At 60.4% G+C, this 20,130-nt stretch carries 21 protein-coding genes; 13 read left to right on the forward strand and 8 right to left on the reverse strand.

What is annotated here, in order from left to right; genetic code table 11:
• Positions 1–82: 82 nt before the first annotated feature.
• From J4D99_RS22170 to J4D99_RS07260, 7 genes are all read right to left on the reverse strand, one after another.
• Positions 83–931: a nuclease A inhibitor family protein gene (locus J4D99_RS22170; protein ID WP_208131039.1), complete on the reverse strand. Its 849-nt coding sequence runs from the start codon at positions 929–931 to the stop codon at positions 83–85.
• A gap of 136 nt (positions 932–1,067) precedes the next feature.
• Positions 1,068–1,541 carry a transcription elongation factor GreA gene (gene greA / locus J4D99_RS07235; RefSeq protein WP_208131040.1) on the reverse strand — a complete coding sequence of 158 codons (474 nt, stop codon included), beginning with the start codon at positions 1,539–1,541 and terminating at the stop codon, positions 1,068–1,070.
• A 182-nt stretch (positions 1,542–1,723) separates the two neighbouring features.
• Positions 1,724–2,668 (reverse strand): NAD(P)-dependent oxidoreductase, encoded by a 945-nt coding sequence (locus tag J4D99_RS07240; RefSeq protein WP_208131041.1) that lies wholly within the window; start codon positions 2,666–2,668, stop codon positions 1,724–1,726.
• 12 nt (positions 2,669–2,680) lie between these two features.
• Positions 2,681–3,286, reverse strand: coding sequence for a hypothetical protein (locus J4D99_RS07245; protein WP_208131042.1), 606 nt, complete (start codon positions 3,284–3,286; stop codon positions 2,681–2,683).
• 26 nt (positions 3,287–3,312) lie between these two features.
• Complete coding sequence (gene rsmA / locus J4D99_RS07250) at positions 3,313–4,110, reverse strand: 16S rRNA (adenine(1518)-N(6)/adenine(1519)-N(6))-dimethyltransferase RsmA (protein WP_208131043.1); 798 nt, start codon at positions 4,108–4,110, stop codon at positions 3,313–3,315.
• Positions 4,111–4,238: 128 nt separating this feature from the next.
• Positions 4,239–4,835: a GNAT family N-acetyltransferase gene (locus J4D99_RS07255; protein ID WP_208131044.1), complete on the reverse strand. Its 597-nt coding sequence runs from the start codon at positions 4,833–4,835 to the stop codon at positions 4,239–4,241.
• A 45-nt stretch (positions 4,836–4,880) separates the two neighbouring features.
• Positions 4,881–6,542, reverse strand: a complete 1,662-nt coding sequence (locus J4D99_RS07260; RefSeq protein ID WP_236018562.1) for a M1 family metallopeptidase — start codon at positions 6,540–6,542, stop codon at positions 4,881–4,883.
• Positions 6,543–6,663: 121 nt separating this feature from the next.
• Here J4D99_RS07260 and J4D99_RS07265 point away from each other — a divergent pair, with 121 nt between their 5' ends.
• The 12 genes from J4D99_RS07265 to J4D99_RS07315 all read left to right on the forward strand — a co-directional run bounded on the left by J4D99_RS07265 (position 6,664) and on the right by J4D99_RS07315 (position 17,137).
• Positions 6,664–8,127, forward strand: a complete 1,464-nt coding sequence (locus tag J4D99_RS07265; RefSeq protein ID WP_208131045.1) for a leucyl aminopeptidase family protein — start codon at positions 6,664–6,666, stop codon at positions 8,125–8,127.
• Positions 8,128–8,129: 2 nt separating this feature from the next.
• Positions 8,130–8,336: an Imm32 family immunity protein gene (locus J4D99_RS22310; protein ID WP_425556385.1), complete on the forward strand. Its 207-nt coding sequence runs from the start codon at positions 8,130–8,132 to the stop codon at positions 8,334–8,336.
• 123 nt (positions 8,337–8,459) lie between these two features.
• Positions 8,460–9,608 (forward strand): FAD-dependent monooxygenase, encoded by a 1,149-nt coding sequence (locus tag J4D99_RS07270; protein WP_208131046.1) that lies wholly within the window; start codon positions 8,460–8,462, stop codon positions 9,606–9,608.
• Between the two features lie 232 nt (positions 9,609–9,840).
• Positions 9,841–10,893: a 4-hydroxythreonine-4-phosphate dehydrogenase PdxA gene (gene pdxA, locus J4D99_RS07275; protein WP_208131047.1), complete on the forward strand. Its 1,053-nt coding sequence runs from the start codon at positions 9,841–9,843 to the stop codon at positions 10,891–10,893.
• A 107-nt stretch (positions 10,894–11,000) separates the two neighbouring features.
• Positions 11,001–11,540, forward strand: coding sequence for a YceD family protein (locus tag J4D99_RS07280; protein ID WP_208131048.1), 540 nt, complete (start codon positions 11,001–11,003; stop codon positions 11,538–11,540).
• 59 nt (positions 11,541–11,599) lie between these two features.
• Complete coding sequence (gene rpmF, locus J4D99_RS07285) at positions 11,600–11,833, forward strand: 50S ribosomal protein L32 (RefSeq protein WP_208131049.1); 234 nt, start codon at positions 11,600–11,602, stop codon at positions 11,831–11,833.
• A 122-nt stretch (positions 11,834–11,955) separates the two neighbouring features.
• Positions 11,956–12,897 (forward strand): phosphate acyltransferase PlsX, encoded by a 942-nt coding sequence (gene plsX / locus J4D99_RS07290; protein WP_208131050.1) that lies wholly within the window; start codon positions 11,956–11,958, stop codon positions 12,895–12,897.
• A gap of 57 nt (positions 12,898–12,954) precedes the next feature.
• Positions 12,955–13,947: a beta-ketoacyl-ACP synthase III gene (locus J4D99_RS07295; RefSeq protein WP_208131051.1), complete on the forward strand. Its 993-nt coding sequence runs from the start codon at positions 12,955–12,957 to the stop codon at positions 13,945–13,947.
• A 104-nt stretch (positions 13,948–14,051) separates the two neighbouring features.
• Positions 14,052–14,615 (forward strand): elongation factor P, encoded by a 564-nt coding sequence (gene efp, locus J4D99_RS07300; protein ID WP_144850200.1) that lies wholly within the window; start codon positions 14,052–14,054, stop codon positions 14,613–14,615.
• Between the two features lie 140 nt (positions 14,616–14,755).
• Positions 14,756–15,244 (forward strand): acetyl-CoA carboxylase biotin carboxyl carrier protein, encoded by a 489-nt coding sequence (accB, locus tag J4D99_RS07305; protein ID WP_208131212.1) that lies wholly within the window; start codon positions 14,756–14,758, stop codon positions 15,242–15,244.
• Positions 15,245–15,418: 174 nt separating this feature from the next.
• A complete protein-coding gene (gene accC, locus J4D99_RS07310) occupies positions 15,419–16,762 on the forward strand; it encodes an acetyl-CoA carboxylase biotin carboxylase subunit (RefSeq protein WP_208131052.1) in 1,344 nt (447 codons plus the stop codon).
• A 24-nt stretch (positions 16,763–16,786) separates the two neighbouring features.
• Positions 16,787–17,137 (forward strand): hypothetical protein, encoded by a 351-nt coding sequence (locus J4D99_RS07315; RefSeq protein WP_208131053.1) that lies wholly within the window; start codon positions 16,787–16,789, stop codon positions 17,135–17,137.
• A 63-nt stretch (positions 17,138–17,200) separates the two neighbouring features.
• Here J4D99_RS07315 and ffh read toward each other — a convergent pair whose 3' ends face one another.
• Entirely contained in the window at positions 17,201–18,568 is a 1,368-nt protein-coding gene (gene ffh, locus J4D99_RS07320; protein ID WP_208131054.1) for a signal recognition particle protein, read from the reverse strand.
• A 183-nt stretch (positions 18,569–18,751) separates the two neighbouring features.
• On the opposite strand from ffh, the gene J4D99_RS07325 reads away from it, so the two are divergent.
• The gene (locus J4D99_RS07325) at positions 18,752–20,089 is read left to right on the forward strand and encodes a glycosyltransferase family 4 protein (protein ID WP_309509553.1); all 1,338 of its coding nucleotides are present in this window, start codon (positions 18,752–18,754) and stop codon (positions 20,087–20,089) included.
• The last annotated feature ends 41 nt before the right edge of the window (positions 20,090–20,130 follow it).

Consider the following 20,130-nt stretch of genomic DNA (forward strand, 5'->3'; position numbering starts at 1 on the left):
TGCGCGAGCAGGCGTGGCCGGACGACCCTAGCGCGAGTTGCTAGCTGCGCTCGCGCACGAAGCTGGAGCTTCGCGCTACTACTTAGCTTTCGGTAAGCTCGGTTTTGAAGCCAGCTAGCCGGCCGGCTACGTCGCGGCCCAGCGCGTAGGCGTGAATTTTCGGGCCAGTGCCAATGCGGTATACCTGCGTGCCATCGAGCTCCTGCTTGAGGTACATCTGCAAGGCTTTGAAGCGGTTAGCCAGAATCACACTTCCGGTCACGCCACCATCGGCGGTATGGTTGCTGAGAAAGGAAATCAAGTCCACTTTCTCTACTTTGGCATCGGCGGGCTCGCCCAGCAGGTGCAGCAGCTGCTTGTCGGCAAGGTCGCCGGCCGGGGCGGCATAGCTCACGGCTTCCAGCGGGGCATCACTCTCACTGATGAAATTCAGGCCCTGAGTTAGCTTTTGCAGCTGGGCCAGCGTGGCGTCGTTGGGGTCGGCGGCCGGGGCGGGGCTAGCGGTGGTGTTTGCAGAGGTGGGCAGGCCGCTGCCGCCGGGCACCTGGGCCGCAATGGCGGCGGCCAGCTCCTGCATGCGCGCCTCGGGCACTTTAATTTTGGGATTGGCAAAATTCATATCCGCCACCTTGTTCATCGGGATGAGGTGAATGTGGGCGTGCGGCACTTCCAGCCCAATCACGGCCACCCCGATGCGCTTGCAGGGCACGGCCGCCTGCACGCCCTTGGCCACGCGCTGGGCAAACACGTGCAGCGCCGCCAGCGCCTGGGGCGTCATATCAAAAATGTAGTCGATTTCCTGCTTCGGAATTACCAGCGTGTGGCCTTCCACCAGCGGCGTGATATCGAGAAAAGCCAGGTGGTCGGCGTCTTCGGCGACCTTGTAGGCGGGCAGCTCGCCCGCAACGATGCGTGAGAAAATAGAAGGCATAAGCTGTAGGGTAAGCGTGGAATTGCCGGCCCACCGGCCGGGTGCGCAAAGAACGCAAAAAGAAAGGCAGACCCTAGCGGGCCTGCCTTTTTCACTTTCTAAACGGCAAGCCAAAGCCTACCCTATCGCATAGCCCCTAGCGGCCCACTTCAAGAATCTCGAACTGGAGCTTGCCGGCGGGCACCGTGATTTCGGCCGTGTCGCCGGCCGACTTGCCAAGCAAGCCTTTGCCGATGGGCGACTTTACCGAGATTTTGCCGGCGGCCAGGTTGGCTTCTTCCTCGGCCACGAGCACGTAGTTGAGAACCATGTTATTCTTGAGATTCTTCAGCTTCACCTTACTCATAATGAGCACCTTGCTGAAGTCCATATTGGTTTCGTCGATGAGGCGGGCGTTGCCCAGCACTTCTTCGAGCTTCGATATTTTGAGTTCGAGCAGGCCCTGGGCATCCTTGGCGGCGTCGTATTCGGCGTTCTCGCTCAGGTCACCTTTATCGCGGGCTTCGCGCAGGTCTTCGGCCGCCTTGGCGCGCCCCCGGACTTTGAGGTCCTGGAGTTCATCTTTCAGCTTTTGCAGGCCCTCGGCGGTATAATAATTGATGGTAGCCATAAAAATCAGGACTGTTTTCGCGTAGCGGGTGGGTCGGTAAAAAAGAAAGAGAACGGCTGGCACATCGGCCAGCCGTTCTCCCCTATCGGTAGGACAAAGATACACCAAAACCGTCTGGCATCAAGCAATCAGCCCTGAAGCAGTCTTCAGCCAGCCATTACGGCAGGCTAAGACGGCTGCCATCAGGCATCCAGCCCTAGCGCCTCAATCTTGGCCACGAGCACCTCGTTGATGCGCTGGTAGCTCTGGTGCGTCCAGCCGCCGATGTGGGGCGAAAGCAGCACGTTGGGGGCCGCGCGCAGGTAGTCGAAGGTGGCCTGCTGGGCGGGGGTGAGCGAGGACAGCTTCTCATTGTCGAGCACGTCGAGCACGGCGCCGCGCACGGCGCCGCTTTGCAGCCTGGCCACCAGCGCGGCCTGGTCAACTACCTCGCCCCTAGCGGTGTTCACGAAGTAGAGGCGGTAGGCAAAGCCGGCCAGAAACTCCTCGTTCACAAACTGATGATTGGCCGCCGAGTACGGAAAGTGCAGACTCAGCACTTCGGCGCGGGCTTGCAGCTCGGCCAAGGGCACCAGCTCGGCGTGGCCGTCGGTAGTCACGCTAGGGTCATTGTCATACGCCAGCACCGTGCAGCCAAAGCCGCTCAGGCGCCGGGCGAAGGCGCGGCCCATGTGCCCGTAGCCAATGATGCCCACGGTTTTGGTGCCCAGCTCCTCGCCGCGGTTGGCCTCGCGGTGCCACTCGGCGCGGCGCACCTCGGCATCGGCGCGCACGGTGTGGCGCAGCAGCGCCAGCAGCTGGCCGAGGGCAAACTCACCCACCGCGTCGCGGTTGCCCTCGGGGGCGTTCACGAGCACTACGCTAGCTGCCGCCAGGGCCGCTTCGTCGATGTTATCGACGCCGGCCCCGGCGCGGGCCACGTAGCGCAGCTGCGGGCCGTGGGCCAGCAGGCTGGCCGTGATGCGCATCTTGCTGCGCACCATCAGGCCCTGGTAGGGCCTAGCGGCGAGGGCAGCGGGCACGTCGGCCGGGGTGAGCTTGGGTTGGTAGTCGCCCTCGATGCCGATGCTCGTGAGCATGGGCAAAAGCGAGGGGTGCATATCGTCGATTATCAGGCAGAGGGACATAAGGCAAAAAAGCTACCGCGCTGGGGCGGTCGTGGTAAAGTTGGTGGCGGGCAGCACCATGGGCGTCACCGCGATGGCTTCGCTCGTGGCGGTCACGTCGTGCTGGGTATCGACGGTAATGGTGCGCAGCGGCAGCGCGCCATCAGTGGCTTGCAGCAACTGGTACCAGCCATACGATGGGCAGCGACTGAACGCCGCGACGCTTACGCGCAGCTCGGGCGCGTAAAAAACCAGGGTCGATACCCGACCCTCCGCCAGCCGCAGCAAGTGGCAGCGGTAGCCCAAGATGGTGGCCGTGGTGGGCAGGCAAGTGAGCACGGGCGGCGCCGGGCGGCGCGCAGTATCGGACAGCAGCCGGGGCTGCCCCTTGGCAAAAGTGTACAGCGCGTTAGCATCGCCGATATACAGCTCGTTCAACTGCTTGTTGCGGTCGTAGAGCTTGAAATTATTGCCCTGAATGTAGAACCAGCTCTTCGGCTTTACGGCGAAGTACAGTGTTTCGCCAGCTAGCGTTTGATATTCATTCTCATACAAGATGCAGCCGCTGAACTCCGCGCCCGGTCCGGCCGGGGTGCCGGCTAGCAAAAGCAGGGCGCAAAGCGACGGCAACTTGGTCATGCAACGAGGGAAGATGCCAACCGAAATCAGGCCGCTGACTGGCTGGCGACCACCAGGTTCGTCAGCAGTACAAAATCACTCACCCCTAGCTGCTCGGCGCGCTTGTCAAAAATCTCGGCGGCCATCGTTTCAGTCGACATGCCTAGCGGCTTCAAGGCATTGCGCAGCGTTTTGCGGCGGGTCGAAAATGCTTGTTTTACCACCCGGAAAAACAGCTTTTCGTCGCAATCCAGCTTCTCGGTAGCATTGCGGGTAAGGCGCACCACGGCCGACTCGACCTTGGGCGGCGGCACGAAGACGTGGGCCGGCACCGTAAACAGGTATTCGATGTCGTAGTACGCCTGCAAGAGCACGCTCAGGATGCCGTAGGTTTTGGAGCCGGGCGGCTCGGCCAGGCGCTCGGCCACTTCTTTTTGCAGCATGCCCACCACCTCGCGCACCTGTTGGCGGCTGCTCAGCACCTGAAAGAATATCTGAGTACTGATATTGTAGGGGAAATTGCCAATAATGGCCAGCGGCTGGCCCGGAAACAGCTTCTCCAGGTCTTGTCGCAAGAAGTCGGTGGCATGAATGCGGGGGGCTAGCGCCGGGTAGTGCTGGGTGAGGTAGGCCACCGACTCGGTGTCGATTTCGACCACGCTGGTCTGGTACTCGCTGTGTTCCAGCAAGTACTGCGTGAGCACGCCCATGCCGGGACCGATTTCGAGCACCTCGTGCACGGCATCAGGCAGGCGCAGGCTCTCTACGATGCGGCGGGCAATGTTGGGGTCGTCCAGAAAGTGCTGGCCGAGGTGTTTTTTGGGGCGAACGGCGGGATGGGCCACGAAACTGACTGGCTGCGGTGAAGAACCCTAGCCAGGCCCGCGACGACATCGCGGCGGGCGGCCGGCTCCTCACCTGAATGAGCAAACTACCCTAGCCAGGCGGCTACGGCGGCCCAAATATCGGCAGGCTAGCCCGAAGCGTGGGCCGGCAGTCCTTCGGCCCAGCCGCGCTCACCGACTGCAAAGGCTAAAATAAAATAGGTAGCGCCCCCACTTACCAACTCGCCCAACACCTCTAAGCCCAGCTTGTGGGTGTGCACGTGTAATGACGCAGCGTTTTCAGCCGCGATGAAGGCAATGCCGACTTCGTAGTGCCCGGCCAGCGCTTGCTGGCTAGCCTGGAAGAGCTGTTGGAGCAGACCCTGGCCCTGATAAGGAGGCGCCAGCAGCACCGGGCCGTAAAAAAACCACTGGTATTCGGCCAGCGGCCGCCCCCGAAAAAGCAGCACCGGCAGCAGCGCCCTAATTTGCTGCACCAGCGGCGGGTAGCGCTCGGGGGCTAGCCGCGAATTAATGACAAAGCCAACCAGCGCGCCTTCCTTATACGCCACCTGCCCGGGCACCGAGGCGAGCATGGCCGCCAGGGCCGGTACCGTGAAGGTGCCGGTGAGGAAGCCGCTTTGCCGCTCAGCCTTCGTTAGTTGCTGATAGGTGTACTGGCTGGCCAGCGCCGCAATGGCAGGCGCATCGGTGGCATCGGCTCTGCGAATTTCAACCTCACTCATAGAAGTGGCAGCTACACAAGGGCTAGCCAGGCTACAGCCAGCGCCCTAGTCCATCAGCACGCCGCAGTAGTAGTTAAATGTATCGACTTCCACGTTTTCGCGGGTGGCACCGGGCAGGTCGAGCGCCGCCCATTTGGTGGTGGGCGTCACGAATTTGTATTCGCCGCCCTTGGTGCGCAGGCGCACCGGCAGGTCGAAGCCGGGCACCGAGGCCACCCAGCGGCCTAGCAGCTGGCCTTTTTCAAGGCGCATTTCGAGCACCGGCAGCTCACCGTGTTGCAGGTATTGGGCGAAAACTTTGCTGAAATCGTGGCCCGACTCCCGATTGATGTAGTCGATAATCTGCTGGCCGGTTACGGTTTGGTGGTAGAAGGTTTTGCCCAGCCCGCGCAGGATGCCGCGCCATTTGGCGTCGTCATTAATGGCCGTGCGCACCATATTGAGCAGGCTAGCCCCCTTGTCGTACATGTCGCCCGAGCCCTCCTTGTTCACGCCGTAGGGACCGATGATGGGGCCATCGTTCGAGATGTTGCGGCGCTGGCCGTGCAGGTACTCCTGGCCCGCCTGCTTGCCGTAGTTATTCTCCACAAACAGCCCTTCGGAGTAGCAGGTGAAGCTTTCGTGCACCCACATGTCGGCAATGTCCTTGGTGGTGATGTTGTTGCCAAACCACTCGTGGCCGCTCTCGTGAATGATGATGAAGTCAAACTTATCGCCCCAGCCAGTGTTCGAGCGGTCGCGGCCCAGGTAGCCGTTCTGAAACTTGTTGCCGTAGGCCACGGCGCTCTGGTGCTCCATGCCCAGGTGCGGCGCCTGCACCAGCTTGTAGCCGTCTTTGTGCCACGGGTAGGGCCCAAACCAATACTCCATGCTCTTGAGCATGGGCTTCACGTTGGCGGCAAACTGCTTTTTAGCCTTGTCCAAGTCTTCGGGCAGCACCCAGTAGTCGAGGGTCAGCGGGCCGTTTTCGCCCTGGTACACGTCGGAGAAGTGCGCGTAGTTGGCCACGTTCAGGGCCACATCGTAGTTATTGATGGGATTGCTCACCGCCCAGTCGTAGCGGGTGTAGCCGCCGGCCAGTTTCTTGGTGCCGCGCAGGCGGCCGTTGCTCACATCCTTCAGGCCCTGGGGCACGGCAATGCTGATGAGCATCGAATCGACCTCATCGGCCTGCTGGTCTTTGCAGGGCCACCAGATGCTGGCGCCCACGCCCTGGCAGGCCGTGGCCACAAATGGCTGGCCCTTGGCATCCTGCGTAAAGACCATGCCGCCGTCCCAGGGCGCCTTTTTGGCGATGGTGGGCTGGCCCGAGTACGTGACCGTAAACTCATCGCGGGTGCCCTGCTTAATGGGCGCCGGGAAGGTGACGAACACCGCGTTGGCCTCGCGGGTGAAGGCTAGCGGCTGGCCGTGGTACGTAACCTTATCTACCTTAAGGTTGGCAAAAAGGTCGAATTGGAGCCGGGTAAAATCGCGCGTGGCCGTGAAGCGAAACAGGTTGGAGCCGCTAATCGACTTATTGGCCACGTCGAGCTTCACGTCGAGGTGGTAGTAGTTGATGTCGTAGCAGGTACGCTCGGCCGGCTGCCCGCCGCGCAGCGAGTCGGCGCGGGTAAAGGTGGTTTTGGGCTGCATGAGCTGGGCCGAGGCCAGCAGCGACGAGCCGAGGAGCGGCAGCAAGAGCCGCAAGGTTTTGGTCAGGTTCATACACCATGTAAAACGAAGTGGCACTTCGTTTCCGGTTGGGCGGCTTGTTCAAACATCAAAACGGAGTGCCACTCCGTTTTACATACCTTCACGCCAAAGTTACGCCCCTCCTATCTCGTCTATGGCACTCACACTAGCCCACGCCGCCACCGCGCCGGCCCGGTCAACCCAAGTATTTATCCTGCCACTCGGCACCACCACGCTGCCCAGCGCCGCTGCCACCGACCTACCCGAGGCCGCCCGCCACTACGTGGAGGCCGCCCTGGCCGCCGAGCAGAAATTCGTCAGCCTCAACCACTTTTCGCACCAGCACTACTTCGCGGTGCTCGAAAAAAAGGCTAGCCCCGACCTCCAGCTCGAAGCCTTGCGCAAGGCCGGCCACCAGCTGCAAGCCGCCCTCAAAAAAGAAAAAACCGCCGATGTTTTTATCGAAAACCTCAGCGATAATCCCGACGCCGGGCTAGCCCTGGCCGAAGGTCTGTTTCTGGCCGCCTACGAGTTCGAGGGCTACAAAACGGACGAAAAATCGCGTCAGGCGGCTTCACTGGCCACCATTACCCTAGTGGGCGACGCCACCCCCGCGGCGCGCGTAACCGAGCTGCAACACGTGCTCGACGGCGTGGCCTTCGCCCGCGACCTCGTCAACATGCCGCTCAATAAGCTCAATGCCCAGCAGCTGGCCGAGCGCTTGGCTGCGGCCGGCGACGAGGCCGGCTACACCACCGACATCCTCGACATGGCTCGCATCGAGAGCCTGCGCATGGGCGGCCTGCTGGCCGTGAACCTGGGCTCGCCCGAGCCGCCTACCTTCAGCATTCTGGAGTGGAAGCCCGAAAATGCGCAGAATGAGAAGCCCTACGTGCTCGTGGGCAAGGGTGTGGTGTACGATACCGGCGGCCTCAGCCTCAAGCCCACACCCAACAGCATGGACATGATGAAGTGCGACATGGCCGGCGGCGCGGCCGTGGGCGGCACTTTGTACGCCCTAGCCAAAAACAACGTGCCGCTGCACGTTATCGGCCTGGTGCCAGCCACCGACAACCGCCCCGGCGGCCTCGCCTACGTGCCTGGCGACGTCCTCACTATGCACTCAGGCCTCACGGTAGAAGTTAAGAACACCGACGCCGAAGGCCGCCTGCTGCTGGCCGATGCGCTCAGCTTCGCCAAAAAATACCACCCCGAGCTGGTAATCGACTTGGCCACGCTCACCGGCGCGGCCGTGCGCGCCATCGGCACCGAGGGCGCCGCCGTAATGGGCACCGCCGCCCCCGACACCACCGCCCAGCTGCTAGCCGCCGCCCACCGCGTGCACGAGCGCCTGGTCGAGTTTCCGCTCTGGGACGACTACGCCGACCACATGAAATCGGACATCGCCGACCTCTCCAACCTCGGCAAGGGCGACGCGGGCCACATCTCAGCCGCCAAATTCCTGGAGCGCTTCATCGAAGGCACGCCCTGGTTGCACCTCGACATTGCCGGCCCCGCCTACCTGACAGCACCGGACAGCTACCGCGGCAAAGGCGGCACCGGCACTGGCGTGCGCCTGCTGTATGAGTTCTTAACGAAGCAGCTTGACAAGGGCTAGCCATGAAGGTCACGTTGGAACTGCCCCATTATTCTCCCGAAACTGGCATCCGCACACAGTGGGAGGAAGGTTTTACCATTGCCACTTCGGGAACCGTTGACTGTTTCGTCTTAAAAGCTAATAAAGCAGGGCTTGTTTCGCTAGCCACTCATCTGCTGACTCTCGCCCAAGAAGAGGTACCAGCGGGTTGTCATAATTCATTACGATGAACTCAATTCTCTGGAAGACGAGTCAATTGAGTTAGTGATTGAGAAAACTGTCTAATTTGACCAACAGCGAGGCCGCCGACCAAAACCGGCGGCCTCGCTGTTGGTCCGGCATCCTACATTATTATGGCTGATTTCCTCGTCATCGGAGCCGGTATCGGTGGGCTAGCCACGGCCCAGGCGCTGCTGCGGCTGGGCCACCAAGTGCGCGTGTACGAGGCCGCCGCCGAACTGCGCGAAATCGGGGCCGGCGTGGTGCTGGGGGCCAATGCCATGCGGGCACTCGACGAGTTGGGCCTGCACGATGCCGTGCGGCCGATGGGCTCGCCGCTCACCACCGTAAGCCTCTATAACGAGCACGGCCGGGCGCTGAACCGGGCTGATACTTCGGGCTTTACCGCGCGGTTGGGCTACGACAACCTGGGCATTCTTCGGGCCGACTTGCAGCGCGAGCTACTGCAGGCGCTGCCGCCCGGCGTGGTGCAGCTCGGGCACCGGCTAGCCCGCTTTGAGCAGAGCACCACCCACGTCACGGCCTTCTTCGAAAACGGCACCCAGGCCACCGCCGACGCTCTGGTGGCGGCCGATGGCATCCGCTCGCCGGTGCGGCGGCAGCTACTGCCGGCCAGCCAGCCGCGCTACGCTGGCTACACCTGCTGGCGGGCCGTGGTGCAGCATGGTATTCTTGGGTTACCCACCACCGGCTCCAGCGAAACTTGGGGCCGCGCCGGGCGCTTCGGGCTGGTGCCAGTGGCCGATGGCCGGCTCTATTGGTTTGCCTGCGTCAACAGCTCCACGCCCGATAATCCCGCTTTCAAAGCCTACCGGGTGGCCGATTTGCAGCGCCGGTTCGCCGGCTTTCACGCGCCCATTCCGCAGGTGCTGGCCGCCACCGCCGATGCCGACCTGCTCTGGGGCGACCTCTACGACCTAGCCCCACTGGCTAGCCTGGCCTTCGGCCGCGTACTGCTGCTGGGCGATGCCGGCCACGCCACCACCCCAAACCTAGGCCAGGGCGCCGGCATGGCCGTGGAAGATGCCGCAGTGCTGGCCCGCTGCCTGCGCGCTGCACCCGCCGATGTGCCAGCTGCGTTTCGTGCGTTCGACCAGCAGCGCCGGCCCCGCACCCGCCGCATTGTGGAGCAGTCGCGGCTGCTAGGGCAGCTGGCGCAGTTCACCCCGGCCTGGCTAGCCCCGCTGCGCAACGCGGCCCTGGCCGCCGTGCCCGACTGGCTCACGGCCCGCCAAATGGCTTGGCTTTACCGGGAACTGTAGCTCCTGCAAGCAAGAAAAATACAGAAAAAGCCATGCTGCGCGCGGCGAAGCACCTGGCGTGTTGGCGCGAAGAGGAGGAATCTGCAGAAGCGAGCGAGAGGCTTCGCGGCACGCTGCATAACCCACGAAGCTGAAATAGTAAGCCGCCCGCCCGCACGGCGCTACTTTTGAGCCCCACTTAGCCGCCCATGTAGCTTTTCGCTAGCCCGGCGGCCCGGTGCTTTCTCTACTTATGAGTTCTTCCCCTTCCAAATCTTCTCTCCCTCGCCTCGGTTTTTCAGTAGGCGACCTGGCCGGCATCGGGCCCGAAGTCATTTATAAAACGCTGCGCGACGAGCGCCTGCTGCAGCAGTGCACGCCCGTGGTCTACGGTACGGCTACGGCGCTCTTCGACGATTTTCCGGTGGAAAAAGGCGCCGAGCCGCTTACGTTTCGCCAGCTGCGCGATGCGGCCGATATCGCCCCCGGCCGCCTCAACGCCGTGACGTGCTGGGAGGAAGACTTTCACCTCACGCCCGGCCAGCCCTCGCCTGCCAGCGGCCAGGCCGCCCGCGAAAGCCTGCTAGCCGCCGCCCGCGACCTCAAGGCCGGCCTGCTCGACGCCATCGTGACGGCGCCCATCAGCAAGGAAAATACCCAGGCCGACGACTTCCGCTTTCCCGGCCACACCGAGTTTCTGGCCAGCTACTTCGGCGCGGCCGATAACCTGATGTTTCTCGTCGATGAGGACCAGGCGCTACGGGTGGCCACCGCTACCGGCCATATTGCCCTTAAAGACGTTTCGACCAAGCTCACCAGCGACGTGCTACGCACCAAGATTCGCCTGCTGCTCAAATCCCTACAGCAGGATTTTGGTATTCTTAAACCCAAAGTAGCCGTGCTGGGCCTCAACCCCCACGCCGGCGAAAACGGCCTGCTCGGCCGCGAGGAAAACGACGTCGTGTCGCCCGTCATCCGGCAGTTTGAGCACGACGGGCACCTAGTTTTTGGCCCCTACCCCGCCGATGGCTACTTCGGCACCGGGCAGTTCCGGCAGTTCGACGCCACGCTCTCGCTCTACCATGACCAGGGGCTTATTCCCTTCAAGCTCATGGCTTTCGAGCGCGGCGTCAATTTCACGGCGGGCCTCTCGGTAGTGCGCACCTCGCCCGACCACGGCACGGCCTACGGCATTGCGGGCAAGTTCCAAGCCGACGCCTCGTCGTTTCGGGCGGCTGTGTACCTGGCCTGCGACGTAGTGCGCAGCCGCCGGCTAGGGGCTGCCGACCCACGCTCGGTGCGCTAGCCAGTGGCTCTTAAGCAAAAACTGACTGAGGCTGAACTGCTAGCCCTCGCGCGGCTTGATAAAGCCAACAAAAACCCGTACCTTTGCCCCCCGTTATTCGGCTAACTGTGAAAAAGGACTCGCAATTTGATTTGCCCATCGCTCGGCTTTCGCTCAAAACGCACCACTTTGCGTTTGAGCTGGGCCGCGCCTTTTTCGAGCAATTCGACCCGAAAGGAGAGTTTATTGCCGACGGCAACCTGCATGCCGACATAACGCTCGATAAAACCGAGCGCGTCATCACCATCGGCTCGCACATCACGGGCACGGTGCGCCTCACCTGCGACCGTAGCCTCGATGAGTTTGACCACCCGCTGGATATTGAAAATCAACTGCTCGTGCGCTACGGCGATGAGCCCAAGGAGCTCGACGACGACGTGCTGCAAGTCACGCCCGAGACGCTCACGCTCAACATTGCCCAGCATCTCTACGACTACATTGGGCTGGCCTTGCCCATGAAGAAGCTGCACCCGCGCTTCCAGAACGAGGCCGACGACGACCCTGAAGCTGAAACCAAACTCATCTTCTCGACCCGCCCCGAGGGCGGCAATCCGGATGATGACGAGCTGGACGACCCACGTTGGGCGGCCCTCAAAAACCTGAATTAGGACCCTGTGCTAATTCATCATTCCTAATTCCTAACTCTTAATTTCCCCTTACCAAGACCATGGCACATCCTAAGCGCCGGACCTCCTCCGCCACCCGCGACAAGCGTCGCAGCCACTACAAGCTGACCCCTAAGGCCGTGACCATCTGCCCCAACACGGGCGAGCTGCACCTGCGCCACAAAGCCTACGTAGTGGACGGCGATTTGTACCACAATGGCCAGCTAGCCATCAAAAATTATACCTCGGTAGCGGCCCCGGCAGCGGCCGGCGACACGGGCTCGGACGAAGAATAGCCGAAAGCGTTGTTATTTCGCGGTACCATCGGGCCGGACTGCTCTTTTGAGATTGGCAGTTCGGCCCGGTTTGGTTTCGCGCCCTGCGCTTTTATGGCTGACTCTCTACTTTATCCGCGTTCATGAAAATTGCCCTCGACGCTATGGGCGGCGACTTTGCCCCCCAGGCCGCCGTGGCCGGTGCCGTGCTGGCCGCCCAGCGCCTGGCCGGCAAAGCCCAGGTCGTCCTCATCGGTTCCGAAGCTGAAATCCGCTCCCTGCTGTTCGAGCACGGCCCTAGCGCTACCACGCTGGAGGTGGTGCCTGCCTCCCAGGTTATCGAAATGGGTGAGCACCCTACCAAGGCTTTTCAACAAAAGCAGGACAGCAGCATTGCCGTGGGCTACCGTCTGCTGCACAGCGGCGAAGTCGATGCATTTTGCTCGGCCGGCAACACCGGGGCCATGCTCGTGGGCGCCATGTTTACGGTGAAGGCGGTGCCCGGCGTGCTGCGCCCCGCCATCGCCAACTTTGTACCTAAAGTGGGCGGCGGCATGGGCATCATGGTCGATGTGGGCGCTAATGCCGATTGCAAGCCCGAAATGCTCGAGCAGTTTGGCGAGCTTGGCTCGCTCTACGCGCAGTACGTGCTAGGCATCGCACGCCCCAAGGTGGGCCTGATGAGCCTGGGCGAGGAAGAAGGCAAGGGCTCGGCCGTGACGCAGGCGGCGCATCAGCTGCTGAAAGTCAACCCGCACGTCCACTTCATCGGTAATATTGAAGGCCGCGACTTATTCAACGACAAGGCCGATGTTATTGTGTGCGACGGCTTTACGGGTAATGTTATCCTGAAAATGGCTGAGTCGATGTACGACATCATGGTGGCGCGCCAGCTCAATGATGCGTACTTTGAGAAGCTCAACTATGAAACCGTGGGCGGCTCGCCTATTTTGGGTATCAACGACAACGCCATTATTGGCCACGGGGTGAGCACCCCCCTAGCCATTTGTAACATGCTGATGCAGGGCTACCAAATGGCGCAGTCGGGCATCGTGGACCAAATCAAAGACACTTTCAAATCCTAGCGTTAGCAGCCGGGCCACTGGTCGGGCTGTTGCCGTTTGGGTCGCACCTTTGCGCTCATGAAGATTACCGCCGCCATTACCGGAGTCGGAGGCTACGTGCCCGACTACGTACTCACCAACCAGGAGCTGGAGAAGCTGGTCGATACCACCGATGAATGGATTACCACGCGCACCGGCATTAAGGAGCGCCGCATTCTGAAGGGAAAGGACCAAGGCTCATCGGTAATGGGCATTAAGGCGGTACAGCAGCTGCTGGAAAAAACCAACACCCGCCCCGAGGACGTCGACCTGCTCATCTGCGCCACCGTGACGCCCGATATGCTGTTTCCGGCCACGGCCAACATCATTTCGAACGGCTGCGGCATCACCAAAGCGTTCAGCTATGACATGAATGCGGCGTGCTCGAGCTTTTTGTATGCCCTAGCCACCGGGGCGCAGTTTATCCAGAGCGGGCTGCATAAGAAAGTGGTAGTAGTAGGAGCCGATAAAATGTCGGCTATCGTGGACTACACCGACCGCGCCAACTGCATTCTCTTTGGCGATGGCGCCGCAGCCGTGCTGCTCGAGCCCAACTACGAGGGCTACGGCGTGCTCGACCAGGTGCTGTGCACCGATGGCAGCGGCGAGGCCTACCTGCACCAGAAAGCCGGCGGCAGCCGCCGCCCACCCTCCACCGAAACCATTGCCAATCGCGAGCATTTCATTTACCAGGAGGGCGCTACGGTGTTCAAGTTTGCGGTGAAGAGTATGGCTGACGTGGCCGCCCAAGTAATGGCCCGCCAGCACCTCAGCCACGACGATATTGCCTGGCTGGTACCCCACCAGGCCAACAAGCGCATCATCGACGCCACAGCCAACCGCATGGGCGTGGGTCCCGACAAGGTGATGCTCAACATTCAGCGCTACGGCAACACCACCAGCGCCACCATTCCGCTCTGCCTCTGGGATTACGAAAAGCAGCTCCATAAGGGCGACAACCTCATCCTGGCGGCTTTTGGCGGCGGCTTTACCTGGGGCGCTATGCACGTTAAATGGGCGTACAACTCTTAGAATTATGAATTAAAAATCAGGAATTAACAATTGCTACTGTGGCAACGAGCAGATTCCTTTGATTCGATTCATAATTTTTAACCTATAATTTTTTATTCCATAAAATGGCATCCACCGCCGATTTCCGCAACGGCCTCGTTCTGAATTACAACAACGAGCTGCACGTAATCACTGACTTCCAGCACGTGAAGCCGGGCAAAGGCCCTGCTTTTGTGCGGACCAAGATGCGCAATATCAAAACTGGGCGCACCATCGATAACACCTTCAACGCTGGCGTGAAGGTCGAAACTGCCCGTGTGGAGCAGCGCCCGCACCAATTCCTGTTCAAGGATGACTACGGCTATACATTCATGAACAAGGACGACTTCGAGCAAGTGGTGCTGCCCGAGGCCATGGTGCCCTTCGCCGACCTGATGAAGGAAGGCCAGGACGTAACCATCCTGTTCCACGCCGAAACTGAGCAGCCCCTCACCGCCGAGCTGCCGACTACCGTTGACCTGGTGGTAACCTACACCGAGCCCGGCCTGCGCGGCGACACCGCCACGAATACCCTCAAGCCAGCAACGGTAGAAACCGGCGCCCGCATTCAGGTGCCGCTGTTTATCGACCAGGATACCAAGATTCGCATCAAAACCAGCGACTACAGCTACGTAGAGCGCGTTAAGTAGCCTGTTTTTAAGCTGTTAGCTGTCGGCCGTTAGCTTTTAGCTCTCGTCTCCTAAGAAGTTAACGGCTAGCAGCTTAAAGCTAACAGCTTCAGAATATGTCGAAAGAATCCCCCAAAAACCCGCCCAAAAAGGACGCCGCCATGAAAGCCAAAGAACTCCAGGAATTGCTCGACTTCATCGCTAAGTCGGGCCTCAATAAGGTAAATATTGAAACCGAAGAGTTTAAAATCTCGGTGCAGCGCGAGCCTTCCACTAAGCAGGTAGTGAGCATGAGTGCCGCTCCTATGGCCGCCCCCGCCCCGCAGCCGCTGGCTGCCCCGGCTGCTAGCCCCGCTCCGGCGCCCAGCGCCCCTGCGGCCTCGGCCAACGAAGCTGCCTCGGCCCCTAGCGCCAGCCACACGGCGCTGAAATCACCCATGATTGGCACGTTCTACCGCAGCAGCGGCCCCGACGCGCCGGTATTTGTGCAAGTAGGCGACATGGTGGAAAAAGGCCAGGTTATCTGCATCATCGAAGCCATGAAGCTCTTCAACGAGATTGAGGCTGAGCAGTCGGGCCGCATCGTGAAAGTGCTCGTGGAAAACGCCACTCCGGTGGAGTACGACCAGCCGCTGTTCCTGATTGAGTAGTTTTACACCTAGTTAATTTACTCATTTCCAGTCATCCTGAGCTTGCGAAGGACCTAATCACGGCTGCACCAGTAGGATTGCGTAATCCAACGGCTTGTTTTAGCGTGATTAGGTCCTTCGCAAGCTCAGGATGACCGGTTTTCAGAGTTCTTGCTTCTGCCCCCTTTCCCTCCCATGTTCAATAAAATTCTGATTGCCAACCGGGGCGAAATCGCCCTGCGCGTTATTCGTACCTGCCGCGAGATGGGCATCAAAACGGTGGCCGTGTACTCGACCGCCGACAAGGAAAGCCTGCACGTGCGCTTTGCCGACGAGGCTGTGTGCATTGGCCCCCCTAGCAGCCGCGACAGCTACCTTAACATCCCGACGCTCATCGCGGCGGCCGAGATTACCAACGCCGACGCCATTCACCCCGGCTATGGTTTCCTGAGCGAAAACGCAGAATTCTCACGCATCTGCGCCGAAAATGGCATCAAATTCATCGGTGCCTCGCCTGAGATGATAAACCAGATGGGCGACAAGGCCACGGCTAAGGCGACCATGATTAAGGCCGGCGTACCCGTAGTGCCCGGCTCGGTGGGCCTGCTCGAATCGGTGGAGCAGGGCAAGAAAATTGCCAACGAAATTAAGTACCCGGTTATCCTGAAAGCTACGGCTGGCGGCGGCGGCCGTGGCATGCGCATCATCAACTCGGACGACGAGTTTCAGAAAGCCTGGGACGATGCCCGCACCGAGTCGAAGGCTGCCTTCGGCAACGACGGTATGTACCTGGAAAAATTTGTGGTGGAGCCCCGCCACATCGAAATCCAGATTTGCGGCGACCAGTTTGGCCACGTCTGTCACCTTTCGGAGCGCGACTGCTCGATTCAGCGTCGCCACCAGAAGCTGGTGGAGGAGGCGCCTAGCCCCTTCATGACCGACGACCTGCGTGAGCGCATGGGGGAGGCGGCCATTGCGGGTGCTTCAGCTATCGGCTACGAAGGCGTCGGTACCATCGAATTCCTGGTGGATGCCAACCGCGACTTCTACTTCATGGAAATGAATACCCGCATCCAGGTGGAGCACCCGGTAACCGAGGAAATCATTAACTATGACCTCATTAAGGAGCAGATTAAGGTAGCGGCCGGCATTCCGATTTCGGGTAAGAACTATTACCCCAAGATGCACGCCATGGAGTGCCGCATCAACGCTGAGGACCCGCGCAATGGCTTCCGCCCGGCGCCCGGCCGTATCACTACGCTACACATCCCCGGCGGCCACGGCGTGCGCGTCGATACGCACGTGTATGCTGGCTACCAGATTCCGCCAAACTACGACTCGATGATTGCCAAGCTCATCACCGTGGCCCAAACCCGCGAGGAGTGCATCGTGAAAATGAAGCGCGCCCTAAGCGAATTTGTAGTAGAAGGCGTGAAAACGACCATCCCCTTCCATTTGGCTTTGATGGATAGCGAAGATTTTCAGGCTGGTAATTTCACGACCAAGTTTTTGGAGTCGTTCGACTTTTCGGTAGTGTAACTAGTTGCTTTCTCTGCTTAGGCTGTGCGTCAAAAAACTTCCTTGCTCCTACTAGGCCTAGCAGCTGCACTAGCCGGCTGCTCGGCACCGTGCAACGGCCATATCGAGGCTTCGGTGCTTTACTTCAAGCAAGCCCCTCAGGGTCAGCTAGCTTATGTGAACGTGCTAAACAATCCTAATTTAGGCAGCCAGCAAACCCTGACGCGTGATGATAAAGAATACGGCACGTTCCCGCACGTTATCATCATCAACGACCCGCAGATGAAATTTAAAGGGCAGCGCACTATCTGCTTCGATGAGTTCACCAAGCAGGCAGCACCGGCCGACATTGACCTGCGAGAGAAAGACATTCCCCGCATCCTGATTACAAAGTAAAAAAGAACCCCTAGCTGCAGCAGCGGCTAGGGGTTCTTTTTTGAAACAGGCTTGCCGAAGGGCCTAGCGGCGGCCCATCATGCCGCCCATGCCTTTCATGCCGCCCATCATTTTGGCCATCTGGGCCATCCCACCTTTCGTCTGGCTGAGCTTGTTCATTTGGCGCATCATTTTGCGCATGTCCTCAAACTGCTTCATGAGGGCATTTACCTGCTGAATGTCAGTGCCCGAGCCGGCGGCCAGGCGACGACGGCGCGAACCGTTGATGATATCTGGCTGGGCGCGCTCCTGCTTGGTCATTGATTTGATGATGCTCTCCACCGGCTTGAAGGCGTCGTCGTCAATTTCAACGTCTTTCATCATCTTGGACGCGCCGGGAATCATGCCCACCAGGTCCTTCAGGTTGCCCATCTTCTTGATTTGCTCGAGCTGGCCGAGGAAGTCGTTGAAGTCGAACTGGTTTTTGCGAATCTTGGCGTTGATGCGCTTGGCCTCGTCCTCGTCGAACTGCTGCTGGGCGCGCTCCACGAGCGAGATAACGTCGCCCATGCCCAGGATGCGCTGGGCCATGCGGTCGGGGTAGAAGAGGTCGAGCGCCTCCATCTTTTCACCCGTCGAGATGAACTTGATGGGCTTTTCGACCACCGCCCGAATGGAGAGCGCTGCCCCGCCGCGGCTGTCGCCGTCGAGCTTGGTGAGCACCACACCGTCGAAGTTGAGGCGGTCGTTGAAGGTTTTGGCGGTGTTTACGGCGTCCTGGCCGGTCATCGAGTCCACCACAAACAGCGTTTCGCTGGGGTTGATGGCGCGCTTCACCTGCTCGATTTCGCGCATCATTTGCTCATCCACAGCCAGGCGGCCGGCGGTGTCGATGATAACTACTTTCTTGTTGTTTTTGCGGGCGTAGACGATGGCATTCTGCGAAATCTCGACCGGATTCTTGTTCTCCGGCTCCGAATACACTTCCACACCTATCTGCTCGCCAAGCACCTTGAGCTGGTCGATGGCGGCGGGGCGGTATACGTCGCAGGCCACCAATAGCACGTTGCGGTTCTGCTTCTTGATGAAGCTGGCCAGCTTGCCGGCAAAGGTCGTTTTGCCCGAGCCTTGCAGGCCAGAGAGCAGCACTACAGCCGGTTCACCCTTGATAACAATGTCCTGCTTTTCGCCGCCCATGAGCTGGGTCAGCTCGTCGTAGACGATTTTGACCATGAGCTGGCCCGGCGACACGGCCGTGAGCACCTCGCGGCCCATGGCCTCGTCCTTAATCTTATCGGTTACCTCTTTGGCAACCTTATAGTTAACGTCAGCATCGACCAGCGCCCGCCGAATTTCCTTGACGGTGGCCGCCACGTTAATTTCGGAGATGCTGCCCTGGCCCTTCAGGGTTTTGATGGCCCGGTCGAGCTTGGTGGAGAGATTATCAAACATAAACCGCAGATTCAAACGGATTTAACAGATGTAACGGATACGCCCGCTAGCGCGGGCTGACTACGCGAGTTGGTTATGCCTTTGAGGCCTCCAACTGGCTAGAGGTATCCTAGCCTTCAAAGATACAACCGCGGCTGCCAAGGGCTTTATGTAGCTTTGCTAACAATACAGCTGCCGCATATCGTGCCCCAATCTGCTTCGCCACTTCGCCTGCTCATTATCACCTATTACTGGCCGCCCTCGGGCGGGCCGGGCGTGCAGCGCTGCCTGAAATGGGTGAAATACCTGCCGAGCTTAGGGGTTGAGCCCACCGTAATTACGGTCGATGCTGACCAGGCAACCTACCCGGTGCGCGACGAAAGCTTGCTGCGCGAGGTACCGCCGGGTGTGCGCGTCATTCGCACCGCCACGCTTGAGCCGTTTGGCTCCTACCAAAAGCTGACCGGGCGGGCCGTGCCGCACGGCGGCTTTGCCAATGAAGGCACCCCTAGCCTCACGCAAAAGGCCATGCGCTTTGTGCGAGGCAATTTGTTTATTCCAGACCCGCGCCGCGGTTGGAACGCCTACGCGCTGGCCGCCGTGGAGAAGCTGCTGGCCCAGGGCGAGCAATTTGACGCCGTGCTCACCTCGTCGCCACCGCACTCCACCCAGCTCATTGGCTTAGCGCTGCAAAAAAAGCACGGCCTGCATTGGCTGGCCGACCTGCGCGACCCCTGGACAGATATTTATTATACCAAAGACCTGCACCGCACGGCCATTGCTGCGCTACTCGATGCACACTACGAGCAGCAAGTGTTGCGCCGCGCCGATGCGGTGCTGGTGACCTCGCCCGAGACCGAGCGCCTATTTCGGCGCAAGCTGCCCGACCTGGCCAAGGGCAAAATCGTGGTGCTGCCCAATGGCTACGATGAGCCTGATTTTCTAGGCGAATCGATGCCCCCTAGCGACTGCCTGCGCATTACGCACACGGGTACTATTTCGGCCCGCTACCATATTGAGAATTTATTGCGGGCCGTGGCGGAATGCGGCCGACGGTACCCGGCCGTGCCGCTGCGCCTGCGCTTTGTGGGCCAGGTCGATGCGGGCATCCGCGAGCAGGTAGCGGCCGCCGGGCTGGCCGAGGCTACTGAGTTTATTGCGTTTGTGCCGCATCAGGAGTCAGTAGCTTATTTACTCAGCAGCAGCGCGTTGCTGATGGCCATTCCGGATGTTGCGCTCAATAAAGGCATTTTGCCTGGAAAGGTATTCGAGTACCTGGCCGCCCGCAAGCCGGTGCTATGCGTGGGCCCGGCGGGCTGCGATGCCGACGTGGTGCTGCGCGAAACCGGCGCCGGGCTAGCCCTCCCCTACGAGGGCTACGACTTGATGCTCAGCACCCTGGAGGACCTGGCACAACGCTGGCAGCGCAGCCCCAACCTCGACCTGCCGGCCAGCCCGGTGGTAGCGCGTTACTCGCGCCGCGGGCAGGCCGCACGCCTGGCCGAGTTGGTGCGGGCCGGCCGCGCCGCCAAGCGGGGCTAGCCCACGCCAAGACCGCAGAGCGTATTTTCGCGCTTTCAATT

It is taken from the genome of Hymenobacter sp. BT559 (genome assembly GCF_017571525.1).
Taxonomy (GTDB): domain Bacteria; phylum Bacteroidota; class Bacteroidia; order Cytophagales; family Hymenobacteraceae; genus Hymenobacter; species Hymenobacter ginsengisoli.